A 12,236-nucleotide genomic window follows, 5' to 3' on the forward strand; every position below is an offset into this window, starting at 1 on the left:
GGCCGGGGCCGTCCCCGTGGACGGGGCCGTGGCCCCCGACCCGGTGGCGCCCGCCTCCGGCGGGGGCGCGGCGTCCTCCGGCGGGGGCGCGGCGTCCTCCGGCGGGGTCACCGGGTCGACCCCGATGAGCGGGGTCGAGCGCCGCCGCGCCCGCTCGCCCCCGGCGCGCTCGACACCGGCCGCGAGGGCGTCCCGGCGGGCCATCAGTGCCCACCCCCGACCGTAAGCGCCCGCCGGACGGCCCGCCCGGCCCCACCGGTGGCACCGCCGACGAGGTCGGCGAGCGCGCCCGCTCCCGGGAGTGCGGGACCGACCGAGGCGACGAACGCCTCGAGCGCCTCGCGGGTCGTGTACGCCGGCTCGAAGCGAAGGTCACGGCGCATCCGGGTGGTGTCCATGCCCCGGCCGAAGGCGAGGAAGGACATCAGGTCCGGTGAGACGTCGGCGAGCCGCAGCCGGCGGGTGAGGCCGCCGACGGCTCCCGCGCTGCCGAGCGGCAGGGGCAGCACGGGGCGCCCGAGCAGGGCGGCCGCCTGCAGGACCGTGACCACGCCGTCACCCGCGACGTTGACGACGCCGGTCACCGAGCCCGTGCTCGCCAGGACGAGGGCGTCGATGGCGTCCTCCTCGTGGACCAGCTGCATGCGGGCGTCGTAGCCGAAGGGGACCGGGATGACCGGCAGCGAGAGGTGGTCGGTGAGCGAGGTGCGGATGCGCGGGCCGACGACGTTGGCGAAGCGCAGCAGGAGGATCTCGGTGTCCGGCCGGCGACGGGCGAACCCGCGCACGTAGCCCTCGACCTCGAGGGAGTCCTTCCCGAAGCCGCCGCGTGGGTGGGCGCGGGGCCCCATGTCCTCGGTGAACATCGCCGGGTCACCGGACGAGGACCCGTAGACGGCTCCGGAGGACTTCACGACGAGCCGGCGCACGGTGCTCGAGCGCTGGCAGGCGGCGAGCAGCTGCATCGTCCCGATGACGTTGATCTCCTTCTGCGGGGTGCGCCCCCCGACGAAGGTCGGCGTCGCGATGACGTTCATGTGCACGACGGTCTCGACGCCCGCCGACTCGATGACCCGCCCGATCATCGGGTTGCGGATGTCGGCGCGCACGAACTCGACGCCGCCGATGTCGTGCGGCGGGGGGATGACGTCGACGCCCACGACCCGCTCGACCCCCGGCTCGGCCGCGATCCGCCGCGCCAGCAGCCCCCCGAGGTAGCGGGAGACCCCGGTCACGAGCACGACCCTCGCCATGAGCGGGTCCTCCCTCCGGTCGGTGTCCTCTGCGGCCGACACTACCGAGGGTGCGCGCCCGCCGGGGGGGCGCCGCCCCCGGGCACGACAAAGGCCCCCGGCGACGGCCGGGGACCTTCGGCGGCTCAGTGACCCGTGGTCACTTCTTGTTGCGACGCTGGTGACGCGTCTTGCGCAGCAGCTTGCGGTGCTTCTTCTTGGCCATCCGCTTGCGCCGCTTCTTGATGACAGAACCCATGGGATGTTCCTCGCAGTGGTACGGGGGGTGCAGCGGCCCACCCTACCGGCGGGCCCGGGCGGGCCCCAAACCGCCCGCGGTGGGGGTCAGGCGGTGTCGACGAACGAGCTGCGCAGGTAGGTGTGCACCTCGTCCTCGGGGACCCGGAACGAGCGACCGACGCGGATCGCCGGGAGCTCCCCGGCGTGGACCATGCGGTAGACCGTCATCTTCGACACGCGCATGATCGTGGCGACCTCGGCGACGGTGAGGAACCGCACCTCGCCGAGCTGGCGCTCCGTGGACATCGTGACCTCGATCTTCTGCTCCCCGCAGTGCCGGAACACCCGGCGTGGCACCCTGCGGCGTGCTGTCGCAACCATAGGGGCAGTTGTGGCCACTGTGAAGGGGATTGGACGGAATTGGTCCGTCTGTCCAGCCGACACGCCGCCGGGGCGCCACCTCGTGCGGGTGGGGCTCGTCAGCCGCGGGTCAGTCGAACCACGGGTCGAGCCCGTGGAAGGGGAAGACGGCCTGCCGGGTGGCGAAGACGGCCCGGTCCAGGGGGCTCTCGGGGTTGTGCCCCATGCTCCACGGCTGCACCCAGATCGGCAGCCGGTCCGGCGGCAGGTCGCCCATCCGCCGCGGCGCCTGCCGCCCGAGAAGGCGCTCGACGTGCTCGCGCCACTCCTGCGGCACCTCGGTGGCCACCTCGAGCGGGTGGTGCGCCGCGATCGCCGTCAGGTGCGTCCACGAGCGCGGGACCACGTCGACGAGCTCGTAGCCGCCACCGCCGAGGGCCACCCAGCGTCCCCCGGTCACCTCGTGCGCCAGGGTGTGCAGCTCGTCGTGGGCACGGCGCTGGGCGTCGACGGTGATCGCGAGGTGGGCGAGCGGGTCCTCCAGATGGGTGTCGCAGCCGTGCTGCGTCACGAGCACCTCGGGCGCGAAGGCCCGCACGAGGTGGGGGACGACGGCGTCGATGGCGCGCAGCCAGGCCGCGTCGCTCGTCCCCGGCGGCAGGGCGACGTTGGCGACGCTCCCTCGGGCGTCCGGCCCGCCGACGTCGCCGGGCCACCCGGTGCCCGGGAAGAGGTGCCGGCCGTTCTCGTGGACCGAGACCGTGAGGACGCGCGGGTCGTTCCAGAAGGCCCGCTCCACGCCGTCGCCGTGGTGGACGTCGATGTCGACGTAGGCGACCCGCGAGACCCCGTGGTCGAGCAGCCACTGGATCCCGACGGCGATGTCGTTGTAGATGCAGAAGCCGCTGGCGTGCGTGCGCATCGCGTGGTGCAGCCCGCCGCAGTAGTTCACCCCGTGCTCGGCCTCGCCCTCCCAGACCCGGCGGCACAGGTCGACGGTGCCCTGGACGATCCGGGCCGAGGCCTCGTGCATGCCGTGGAAGGCGGGGTCGTCCTCGGTGCCGAGGCCGCGGTGGGTGTCGGCCCGGGAGGGGTCGGCCGAGGCCGCCTTGACCGCCTCGACGTACTCCGCGTCGTGCGCGGTCTCCAGCAGGGCGTCGTCGGCGATGCCTGGCGCGAGGACGTCGACGTGGTCGAGGACACCGAGGGAGCGGGCCAGCCGGGTCGTGAGGTCCAGCCGCACGGGCGCCATCGGATGCTCGGGCCCGAAGTCGTAGGCGGTGAAGCCGTCATCCCAGATGACGCTCGTCCGTGGGGCCATGCCGCCACGCTACTCGCCGGCCGGTCCGTGGCAGGCTGGACCCGCACCGCCGCCGACCGGGAGGAGACCCAGGGCGATGACGCGGACCACGCACGACGACGAGGTGCTCGTCATCGGCCTCGGACGGTTCGGGGCCGCGGCCGCCCTCGAGCTGCGGCGGCTCGGGCACCGGGTGACCGCGATCGAGCGCGACGGCTTCCTCGCGGAGAAGTTCCTCGGGCGGATCTCCCAGGTCGTCCACGGCGACGCCAGCGACGTCACGGTCATCCGCGACGCCAAGGCGCAGCGCTTCCGGATCGCCGTCGTGGCGATCGGCTCCTCGGTCGAGGCGTCGGTGCTCGCGGCGGCCAACCTCGTCGACGCGGGCGTCCCGGCGATCTGGGCCAAGGCGCTCTCGCCCGAGCACGCGCGCATCCTCGACCGGATCGGCGTGCACCACATCGTGCGTCCCGAGGCCGACACCGGGCGCCGGGTGGCCCACCTCGTCGGCGGCCGGATGCAGGACTACATCGAGTTCGACGACGGGTTCGCCATCGTCAAGATGCGCCCCCCGACCGAGACCATCGGCTTCACCCTCGAGCAGAGCCAGGTGCGCAGCAAGTACGGCGTGACCGTCGTCGGGGTGAAGTCCCCCGGGGAGGACTTCACCTACGCGGTCCCCTCGACGAAGGTCTCGGCGCACGACACCCTCATCGTCAGCGGCCCGACGACGCTCATCGAGCGGCTCGCGGCCCGGCCGTAGCCCGGGCCGGCGGCCGGCGCTCAGAAGTCGGGCATGCCCCCGCGGTCGCCGGAGAGCGGAAGGGTCATCGCGATCTCCTCCTCGCCGTCGTCCTCGGAGACCACCCGCATCGGGCGGCGGGTCCCGGTGGGGCGGAACCCGAAGCTGCTCGCGAAGGCCACCGCGCGGCCGTTGTCGGTGCCCACCCAGTAGTAGAGCTGGGTGCGGCCCTGTTCGGTGGCCACCCGGGCGCCGGCCCGCACGAGGGCGGCTGCCACGCCCGTCCCGCGGGCCTCGGGCCGCACGAAGAGGCCGAAGAGCTGGGCGTGACCCTCGTGGTCCTCGCCGACCTCGCCGACGCTCGCGATGCCGAGGGCCTCGCCGTCGCGCTCGGCGAGCAGGCGGGTGGAGCGCTCCATCCGGGCCCGCCAGAACGCCTCCGGCTCGCTCTCCTCGTCCGCGAGCTTGGCGACGAACGCCTCGGGCGACTCGCGCAGCGCCGTGAGCCGCATCGAGCGGTACTGCTCCCAGTCCTCGGCGCCGAGGGCGCGCACGGAGATGTCGCTCATGGCACGTCACTCTCCCACGAGACCCCGCCGCGCAGGCAAGGGGGGCCGCCCTGCTCGTGGCCCTCCTCGCCGGCGGCTCGGCGTCATCCCAGGTCGAGGGCCATCCGCAGCTCGACGCACGAGGGGTCCCAGGGCATCGCGCCCGTCTGACCGGTGGGCACGAAGCCGGCCCGGGCGTAGAAGCGGCGGGCGCGGAGGTTCTCGCGCGCGACATCCAGGGTCAGCCGACGGACTCCCTCGCCCCGGGCGTGTTCGACGAGCGCGGCCACGAGCGCCTCGGCCACCCCGCTGCCCCGCTCGCCACCGCTCACCCACATCCCGATGAGGTGGGCCTCGCCCGCGGGCTGGTCGTCGGCGCGCCACAGCCCGACGGTGCCGACGGGGCGCTCGCCGTCGCGGGCGAGCCACAGCGCCGGGCCGCCGGCGACCATGGCCCGCCACTCCTCGTCGCTGCGCCGGGCACTCTGCGCGTACGTGGTCCAGAAGGCGCGGGGGGTGTCGATGAGGGCGGCCTGCCGGACCGCGCGGTAGTCCGCCCAGGTCGCGTCGGTGACGCGCTCGACCCGCAGCGGGGGCGCCAGGCCGGGCCGGGGCTCGTCGGGGGTGCCCGCGAGCGGCCTGTGGGTCGGGCTCGTGGAGGTGTCCTCGGGTCGGTGTTCGGGCGGGCCCTCGGCCGCGTCAGCCACCGGCGAGCTCGCGGCTGCGGGTGGCCGCGGCCTCCATCGCGCTGATGAACGCCGCCCGCACCTTGTGGTCGTCCAGCTCGCGCAGGGCGGCCGCGGTGGTCCCCCCGGGCGAGGTGACCTGCTCGCGCAGGACCGTCGGATGCTGGCCGGTCTCCCGGATCATCGTCGCCGCGCCGACGAGCGTCTGGACGACGAGCTCGCTCGCGGTCGCCCGGGGCATCCCGAGGACGACACCGGCCTCGATCATCGCCTCGACGACGTAGAAGATGTACGCCGGGCCGCTGCCGGAGATCGCCGTGACGGCGTCCTGCAGCCCCTCGGGCACCTCGAGGACCTTGCCGACCGCGGCGAGCAGGCCCTGGGCCTCGGCGACGTGCTCGGGCGGGCAGTGGGTGCCGGCGCTGACCGCGGCCATCCCCTGGTCGACGAGGGCCGGCGTGTTCGGCATGACGCGCACGACCGAGCGCCCCTCGGGCAGACGGGACTCCACGAAGGCGGTCGTGATGCCTGCGGCGAGGGTGACGACGAGGTCGTCCGGCTCGACGTAGGGGGCGATCTCCGTCAGGAGGGCGCCCATGTCCTGGGGCTTGACGACGAGGACGAGCGTCTGGGCGGCGGTCGCGGCGGCGACGTTGTCGGTGACCCGTACGCCGTAGCGCTCGGTGAGCTCGGCGGCGCGTTCGGGCCTGCGCTCGGTGATGAGCAGCGAGTCCGTCGGGCGGCCGGCACGCAGCAGCCCCGACAGGAGGGTCTCGCCCATGACACCGGCACCGAAGATCGCGACCGTACCCATGGGCCCGACCCTAGCCGTCAGCCGCTGCCGGCGAGCGAGCGCAGGAAGAAGCGGACGTTGGCCGGGCGCTCGGCCAGGCGGCGGACGAGGTAGCCGTACCAATCCGCGCCGAACGGGACGTAGACGCGCATCTGGTGGCCCCGGTCGGCGATCCGCTTCTGCTCGCCGGCGCGGACCCCGAGGAGCATCTGGAACTCGTAGGAGTCCGGTGAGCGCTGGTGGTGGGACGCGAGCGCCTGGGCGATCTCGACGAGGCGTGGGTCGTGCGTCGCGACCATGGGGTAGCCCTCGCCGGCCATGAGGACCTTGAGGCAGCGCACGTAGGACAGGTCGACGTCGCCGCCCTGGAAGGCGACGCTCGAGGGCTCGTTGTAGGCGCCCTTGCACAGCCGCACCCGGCTGCCCGCGCCCGCGAGGTCGCGGCAGTCGGCCTCGGTCCGGTGCAGGTAGGCCTGCAGGACCGCCCCGACCCACGGGAAGTCGGCGCGCAGCTCGCGGACCGCCTCGAGGGTGCGGTCGGTGCGGGTGTGGTCCTCCATGTCGATGGTGACCGTCGTGCCCGCCCGGTCGGCCGCCTCGCAGATGGCACGGACGTTCTCGAGGGCGATCGCGTCGCCGTCGCCCGGGATCGACTGCCCGACGGCGCTCAGCTTGACGCTCACCTCGGCGGCGCCGAAGCGGGCGAGGTCGGCCTCGGTGAGCGCGTCGACGAGGGCGAGGTAGGTGTCGCGGGCCGCTTCGGCCTGGGCGCGGTCGGTGACGTCCTCCCCGAGGTGGTCGATGGTCGCGAGCCGGTTGGTCGCGCGCAGCTCACCGGTGACGCCGACGGCGTCCGGGACGGCCTCGCCGGCGACGTAGCGGTCGACGACCGCCCGGCTCACCGGGGCCCGGACGACGGCGGAGCGCACGGTCTCGGACTCGGACAGCTGGAGCAGGGCTCCACGGAGCAGGTCGGAGGCGTCCACGCCGATCAGGCTAACGGCACCTCCCCCCGTGCCCGGAGCGACCAATAGGTCACCGTGCCTGAAGTGACCAATAGGTCAGATCGACGACAGCGTCAGGCACGGACGAGCCCGGCCACCGTGCCTGAAGTGACCAATAGGTCAGATCGACGACAGCGTCAGGCACGGACGAGCCCGGCCACCGTGCCTCAAGTGACCAATAGGTCAGATCGACGACAGCGTCAGGCACGAACGAACCCGGCCACCGTGCCTGAAGTGACCTATTGGTCAGATCGACGACGAGGCGGGGTTCGGGGGTCGGGGCGGGGTGCGGGGACGGGCGGGGTTCGGGTTCGGGGGCCGGGGTTCGGGGGTCAGGGGTCGGGGGTCAGGGGGTGCGGCGACGGAGGGTGAGGCTGCCGAGCACGAGGGCGAGCGCCACCCAGACGAGCATGACCCCGAGGCTCGGCAGCACGTCACCGAGCGGGTCGGCCTGGGTCGCGACGTCGGTCATCGCGTCGACGGCGTAGGACAGCGGCAGCACGTCCGAGACCGCCTCGAGCACGCCGGGCATCCGGTCGCGCGGGAGAAGCAGGCCGCACAGGAGGAACTGGGGGAGGACGAACGCCGGCATGAACTGCACCGCCTGGAACTCGGTGCGCGCGAACCCGCTCGCGAGCAGCCCGAGCGCGGTCCCGAGGACGGCGTCGACGACGGCGATGACGACGAGCAGCCACACCGGCCCCTCGATGTCCAGCCCGCACACCCAGACGGCGAAGGCGCTCGCGACGAGCGCCTGCAGGACGGCCATCACCCCGAACGCCAGCGCGTAGCCGAGCATGAGGTCGCCCTTGCCGAGGGGGGTCGTGAGGAGCCGCTCGAGGGTCCCGGTCGTGCGCTCGCGCAGCGTGGCGATGCTCGTGACGATGAACATCACGACCAGCGGGAAGACCCCGAGGAGGGCGGGGCCGACCTCGTCGAAGACCTCACCCGGTGCCTGCGAGTAGACCCACGCGAGCAGGCCGAGCAGGACGCACGGCACGACGAGCATGAGCGCGACGGTGCGGTGGTCGCCGCGCAGCTGGCGCAGGATGCGGCCCGCGGTCGCGAGCGTGGTCCGGGGCCTCACGCCTCGGCCCCCGCGCCCCGCCGGCCGCGGCCGGAGCCCCCGTCGTCCTCGGCGGCGTCGATGAGGGCGAGGAAAGCCGGCTCGGCGTCCTCGGTGCCCGTGCGCGCGAGCAGCTCGGCGAGGGTCGAGTCGCTGAGCAGGGCCCCGGCACGCAGCAGGAGCAGCCGGTCGCAGCGCACCGCCTCGTCCATGACGTGGCTGGAGACGACGAGGGTGCGCCCCTCGGCCGCCAGCCCGCGGAAGATCTCCCACAGCTCGCGGCGCAGCACCGGGTCCAGCCCCACGGTCGGTTCGTCGAGGACGAGGACCTCCGGGTCGCCGACGAGGGTGCACGCCAGGCTCGTCCGGGACAGCTGCCCGCCGGAGAGGTTCGCGACCCGGGCACCGGCGTGGTCGCTCAGGTGGACCGCCTCGATCGCCCGCTCCACCGCCGTCGCGTCCGCGCCGAGGACGGCGGCGAAGTAGCGGACGTTGTCGCGCACGGTGAGGTCGGCGTAGACGCTCGGCGCCTGGGTGAGGTAGCCGACCCGTCGCCGCAGGGACGCCGAGCCCGCCGGCGCCCCGAGGACGCTCACCGTGCCGCCGGCGACGACCTGGACGCCGACGAGGGCGCGCATCAGCGTGGACTTCCCGCCGCCGCTCGGGCCGAGCAGCCCGACGACCTGGCCCCGCGGCACGGTCATCGACAGCCCCGGCAGGACCTCGCGGCCACCGCGCAGCACGCGCAGGTCCTCGACGACGATGGCCGCGTCCGTCATGGGCACCACTGTCCCACCGACACGCCCCCCACGTCCGCCGCCAGGGGGAGAGGCCAGCCCACGCGGCGTGCCGCGGCACCCGGGCGCCCGGCTCAGGCGGGGCGCGGGGCGAGGTTGAGGCGGGCGAAGGCCAGCGCCTCGGCGAGGTCGAGCTCGCGGCGCTGCTCGTCGACCCGCCGGGTCCCGACCTCGACGACGACCTGGCCGGTGTACCCGGCCGTCGCGAGCTCCTCGAGGACGTCGGCGCACGGCTGCGTCCCCCTGCCCGGGACGAGGTGCTCGTCCCGGGGGGCCCCGGTGCCGTCGGCGAGGTGCAGGTGGGCCAGCCGTGGCCCGAGCCGACGCACCATCTCCAGGGCGTCCGACCCGGCGGTGGCGGTGTGCGAGAGGTCGAGCGTCACGTGGTCGTACGGCTGCGGTACGGGGTCCCAGTGCGGCAGGTAGGCCTCCACCTCGCGGGAGCGGGCGGCGGCCCGCCAGGGGTACATGTTCTCGACCGCGAGCCGGATGCCGGAGTCGTGCTCGCGCAGGGCCACGCCGTCGGCGAAGCCCCGGGCGTACTCCCGCTGCCACCGGAAGGGCGGGTGGAGCACGACGGTGTCGGCGCCCACCGCCTGGGCGAGCTCGACGGCCCGGTCGACCTTCCCCCACGGCTCGGTCCCCCACACCCGCTGGGTCACGAGCAGCGTCGGGGCGTGCACCGAGCGGACCGGCACGCCGTGGTGCTCGGCGAGCCGGCGCAGGGCACCGGCCTCCCGGGTCAGGGGGTCGGTCCACACCATGACCTCGACGCCGTCGTACCCCAGCCGGGCGGCCGTGGAGAAGGCCGCCGCGCAGCCCTCGGGGTACACCGAGGCGGTCGAGAGGGTGACCTGCGCCGGCACGATCAGCCCATCCGGTCCAGGTGACGCAGCAGGATGCCCTCGCGCAGAGCCCACGGGCAGATCTGGAGGCGGTCGAGCCCGAGCAGGTCCATCGTGGCGTCGGCGACGACCGCACCGGCGAGCAGCTGCCGGGAGCGCGAGGCGGAGACGCCCGGCAGGTCGGCACGCTCGGCGGCGGTCATCGTGGCCAGCTCGGGCAGCCGCTCCCCGAGGCGCTCACGCGGCAGGTACCGCTCGGCGTACATCCCCTCCGAGCTCGGCGCGGCCCCGCAGACCCGGGCGAGCGAGCGCATCGTCTTCGACGTCCCGACGGCCAGGTCGGGGGCGCCCGCGCGGGTGAGCGGCCGCAGCTGTGCCGCGATCGTCGCCCGCACCCGGCGGCGGGCCTCCCGGACGTCCGCTGGGGACGGCGGGTCGCCGGGGAGCAGGTCGCGGGTGACCCGACCGGCCCCGAGAGGCACCGAGATGGCGACGTCGGGGTCCTCGTCCATCCCGAGGGCCAGCTCGAGCGACCCGCCGCCGATGTCGGCGACGAGCAGCGTGCCCGCGGACCAGCCGAACCAGCGACGCACGGCGAGGAAGGTGAGCCGGGCCTCCTCCTCGCCGGTGAGCACGTCGAGGCGGACGCCCGTGCGTTCGGCGACGTGGTCGAGGACCTCTGCGCCGTTGGGCGCCTCCCGGATCGCGCTCGTGACGAAGCCCCGCAGGTCCTGGACCCCCTGGTCCTCGGCGACCGTCACGCACTGCGCGACGAAGTCGGTGAGGCGTGCGCGCCCCTCGTCGGCGATCCGACCGTCGTCGGTCACGTGCTCGGACAGCCGCAGCTCGATCTTGTGCTTGCTCGCCGGGATGGGCTGGGCCCCGGGATGGGCGTCGACGACGAGCAGATGGACGGTGTTCGACCCTACGTCGACGACCCCGAGGCGCATGGGCCCAAACTAGCCGGTGCGGCGTGGGCCGGGACCGCTGCGCCCTGGCCCGTGCATAGGGTGGGGCGGTGCCCGAAGCGCCGCTCGACATCCCCCGGACCTGGGCCGAGTTCGCCGACCCGGCGGACCCGGGCCAGCGCTTCCGGGTCGACCTGACCTGGCTCACCTCCAGCTGGACGTGCATCTTCGGTGCCGGCTGCCACGGCATCTACGCCGACCGACCGGACGACGGGTGCTGCACCCTCGGCGCGCACTTCACCGACGAGGACGACCTCGAGCGGGTCCAGGCGGTCGTCGCCGAGCTCGGCGAGGACGAGTGGCAGCACCACCCCGGCACGGGCCGCTCCGGCGGGAAGGACCCCGCCCGCCGGTCGGCCTGGACCGAGCTCGAGGACGGCGAGCGCAAGACCCGCGTCGTCGACGGTGCGTGCATCTTCCTCAACCGCCCCGGCTTCCCCGCCGGCGCCGGGTGCGCCCTCCACCAGCACGCCGTCCTCACCGGACGGCCGCCGCACGAGGCCAAGCCGGACGTCTGCTGGCAGCTGCCCCTGCGCCGCGCCTACCGCACCGTCGAGGAGCCCGACGGCAGCTCCTACCTCGAGGTGACGATCGGCGAGTACACCCGGCGCGGGTGGGGCCCGGGGGGCCACGACCTCGACTGGTACTGCTCCTCGGACCCGGAGGCGCACGTGGGACGCGAGCCGGTGTACCGCGGCAGCCGCGCCGAGCTCGTCGCCCTCATGGGCGAGCCCGCCTACGAGGAGCTCGTCGTGCGCTGCGAGGCCCACCTGGCGATGGTGCGCCACGCCCGCTCGGCCGGCGCCCGTCAGCTGATCCCGCTGCTCGTGCACCCCGCCACCGTCGAGGCCGGCAGCATCGGGGGACGGCGGGCGAAGGTCAAGCGCCGCCGGGGCACCACGGCCCTGCCCGACGAGGGCGCCGGCCCCGGGCGCCCCACCTGAGGGCGGCCGGTCCACCCGTGATCCGCAGCCCGAACATCTGGGACACCCCGGAGGTCTACGAGCTCGAGAACCTCGCCTCCGACCGGGAGGGCGTCATCGACGACACCCTCGAGCGGCTCGCCCCGCTGCGCGGGGCCGTCCTGCTCGACGTCGGCTGCGGCAGTGGCTTCCACCTGCCGCGCTTCGCCGCCCGCGGGGCCGGGGTGCTCGGGGTCGAGCCCCACCTGCCGCTCGTGCACCGGGCCGCCGCGCGGCTGCGCGCGGGGTCCTCCCCGGCCCGGGTCGTCGCCGGCGAGGCCGAGTCCCTGCCGGTCGCGACCGGCTCGGTCGACGTGGTGCACGCCCGCTGGGCCTACTTCTTCGGGCCGGGGTGCGAGCCCGGGCTGGCCGAGGTGGCCCGGGTGCTGCGCCCGGGTGGCGTGGCCTGCCTCGTCGACAACGACGCGACGCGCTCGACGTTCGGGACGTGGTTCTCCCGGGCCTACCCGGCCTACGACCCCGTTGCGGTGCAGCGGTTCTGGGACCGGCAGGGGTTCACCACCGAAGCCCTGACGATCCGCTGGGGCTTCGAGCGCCGGGCCGACCTCGAGGCCGTCGTGCGGATCGAGCTCCCGCCGGCGGCGGCGGATGCCGTGCTGGCCGAGCACGCGGGGCTCGAGGTCGACTACGCGGTCTCCCTCCGCTGGCGCCGCTACTGACGTCGGCTCACGC

15 protein-coding genes and 1 pseudogene are annotated in these 12,236 nt (G+C 74.6%); 3 read left to right on the plus strand and 13 right to left on the minus strand.

All coding sequences use genetic code 11. The features are described 5' to 3' along the window. From G8D98_RS10070 to G8D98_RS10090, 5 genes and pseudogenes are all read right to left on the minus strand, one after another. Positions 1–204 (minus strand): annotated as a pseudogene (locus tag G8D98_RS10070) (hypothetical protein); the annotation flags it as partial. After that, on the minus strand, positions 204–1,253 hold the full coding sequence (locus tag G8D98_RS10075; RefSeq protein WP_166102501.1) for an NAD-dependent epimerase/dehydratase family protein: 1,050 nt from the start codon (positions 1,251–1,253) through the stop codon (positions 204–206). The pseudogene G8D98_RS10070 and the gene G8D98_RS10075, both read right to left, overlap by 1 nt. 139 nt (positions 1,254–1,392) lie before the next feature. Further along, positions 1,393–1,491, minus strand: a complete 99-nt coding sequence (locus G8D98_RS10080) for a 30S ribosomal protein bS22 (protein ID WP_003792170.1) — start codon at positions 1,489–1,491, stop codon at positions 1,393–1,395. 86 nt (positions 1,492–1,577) lie between these two features. After that, the gene (locus G8D98_RS10085; RefSeq protein ID WP_166102834.1) at positions 1,578–1,778 is read right to left on the minus strand and encodes a helix-turn-helix domain-containing protein; all 201 of its coding nucleotides are present in this window, start codon (positions 1,776–1,778) and stop codon (positions 1,578–1,580) included. Positions 1,779–1,962: 184 nt separating this feature from the next. Continuing rightward, the gene (locus tag G8D98_RS10090) at positions 1,963–3,153 is read right to left on the minus strand and encodes an acetoin utilization protein AcuC (protein WP_166102504.1); all 1,191 of its coding nucleotides are present in this window, start codon (positions 3,151–3,153) and stop codon (positions 1,963–1,965) included. A gap of 76 nt (positions 3,154–3,229) precedes the next feature. Between G8D98_RS10090 and G8D98_RS10095 the strand changes: the two genes are divergently transcribed. Continuing rightward, a complete protein-coding gene (locus G8D98_RS10095; protein WP_166102506.1) occupies positions 3,230–3,895 on the plus strand; it encodes a potassium channel family protein in 666 nt (221 codons plus the stop codon). A gap of 20 nt (positions 3,896–3,915) precedes the next feature. Here G8D98_RS10095 and G8D98_RS10100 read toward each other — a convergent pair whose 3' ends face one another. The 8 genes from G8D98_RS10100 to G8D98_RS10135 form a co-directional block, all read right to left on the minus strand. Then, complete coding sequence (locus G8D98_RS10100; RefSeq protein WP_166102509.1) at positions 3,916–4,443, minus strand: GNAT family N-acetyltransferase; 528 nt, start codon at positions 4,441–4,443, stop codon at positions 3,916–3,918. Between the two features lie 83 nt (positions 4,444–4,526). After that, positions 4,527–5,129 carry a GNAT family N-acetyltransferase gene (locus tag G8D98_RS10105; protein ID WP_166102511.1) on the minus strand — a complete coding sequence of 201 codons (603 nt, stop codon included), beginning with the start codon at positions 5,127–5,129 and terminating at the stop codon, positions 4,527–4,529. Beyond that, a complete protein-coding gene (proC, locus tag G8D98_RS10110; protein ID WP_166102513.1) occupies positions 5,122–5,922 on the minus strand; it encodes a pyrroline-5-carboxylate reductase in 801 nt (266 codons plus the stop codon). The genes G8D98_RS10105 and proC overlap by 8 nt, the downstream gene beginning before the upstream one ends. Positions 5,923–5,939: 17 nt before the next feature. Next, a complete protein-coding gene (locus tag G8D98_RS10115) occupies positions 5,940–6,887 on the minus strand; it encodes a proline dehydrogenase family protein (protein WP_166102516.1) in 948 nt (315 codons plus the stop codon). A 364-nt stretch (positions 6,888–7,251) separates the two neighbouring features. Beyond that, positions 7,252–7,992 carry an ABC transporter permease gene (locus G8D98_RS10120; RefSeq protein ID WP_166102519.1) on the minus strand — a complete coding sequence of 247 codons (741 nt, stop codon included), beginning with the start codon at positions 7,990–7,992 and terminating at the stop codon, positions 7,252–7,254. Then, entirely contained in the window at positions 7,989–8,750 is a 762-nt protein-coding gene (locus G8D98_RS10125) for an ABC transporter ATP-binding protein (protein ID WP_166102522.1), read from the minus strand. The genes G8D98_RS10120 and G8D98_RS10125 overlap by 4 nt, the downstream gene beginning before the upstream one ends. 92 nt (positions 8,751–8,842) lie before the next feature. Beyond that, positions 8,843–9,634 (minus strand): sugar phosphate isomerase/epimerase family protein, encoded by a 792-nt coding sequence (locus G8D98_RS10130; protein ID WP_166102524.1) that lies wholly within the window; start codon positions 9,632–9,634, stop codon positions 8,843–8,845. A 2-nt stretch (positions 9,635–9,636) separates the two neighbouring features. Continuing rightward, on the minus strand, positions 9,637–10,563 hold the full coding sequence (locus G8D98_RS10135; RefSeq protein WP_166102527.1) for a Ppx/GppA family phosphatase: 927 nt from the start codon (positions 10,561–10,563) through the stop codon (positions 9,637–9,639). Positions 10,564–10,631: 68 nt separating this feature from the next. Here G8D98_RS10135 and G8D98_RS10140 point away from each other — a divergent pair, with 68 nt between their 5' ends. Continuing rightward, the gene (locus G8D98_RS10140) at positions 10,632–11,525 is read left to right on the plus strand and encodes a DUF3109 family protein (RefSeq protein ID WP_229661940.1); all 894 of its coding nucleotides are present in this window, start codon (positions 10,632–10,634) and stop codon (positions 11,523–11,525) included. 17 nt (positions 11,526–11,542) lie between these two features. After that, positions 11,543–12,223, plus strand: a complete 681-nt coding sequence (locus G8D98_RS10145) for a class I SAM-dependent methyltransferase (protein WP_229661939.1) — start codon at positions 11,543–11,545, stop codon at positions 12,221–12,223. Positions 12,224–12,236 lie beyond the last annotated feature (13 nt).

It is taken from the genome of Phycicoccus endophyticus (assembly GCF_011326735.1).
In the GTDB taxonomy this organism is placed as follows: Bacteria; Actinomycetota; Actinomycetes; order Actinomycetales; family Dermatophilaceae; genus Phycicoccus; species Phycicoccus endophyticus.

Coding starts and splice junctions, on each gene's coding strand:
- G8D98_RS10075 (WP_166102501.1), bottom strand. CDS start 1,253: ATGGCGAGGGTCGTGCTCGTGACCGGGGTCTCCCGCTACCTCGGGGGG.
- G8D98_RS10080 (WP_003792170.1), bottom strand. CDS start 1,491: ATGGGTTCTGTCATCAAGAAGCGGCGCAAGCGGATGGCCAAGAAGAAG.
- G8D98_RS10085 (WP_166102834.1), bottom strand. CDS start 1,778: ATGTCCACGGAGCGCCAGCTCGGCGAGGTGCGGTTCCTCACCGTCGCC.
- G8D98_RS10090 (WP_166102504.1), bottom strand. CDS start 3,153: ATGGCCCCACGGACGAGCGTCATCTGGGATGACGGCTTCACCGCCTAC.
- G8D98_RS10095 (WP_166102506.1), top strand. CDS start 3,230: ATGACGCGGACCACGCACGACGACGAGGTGCTCGTCATCGGCCTCGGA.
- G8D98_RS10100 (WP_166102509.1), bottom strand. CDS start 4,443: ATGAGCGACATCTCCGTGCGCGCCCTCGGCGCCGAGGACTGGGAGCAG.
- proC (WP_166102513.1), bottom strand. CDS start 5,922: ATGGGTACGGTCGCGATCTTCGGTGCCGGTGTCATGGGCGAGACCCTC.
- G8D98_RS10125 (WP_166102522.1), bottom strand. CDS start 8,750: ATGACGGACGCGGCCATCGTCGTCGAGGACCTGCGCGTGCTGCGCGGT.
- G8D98_RS10135 (WP_166102527.1), bottom strand. CDS start 10,563: ATGCGCCTCGGGGTCGTCGACGTAGGGTCGAACACCGTCCATCTGCTC.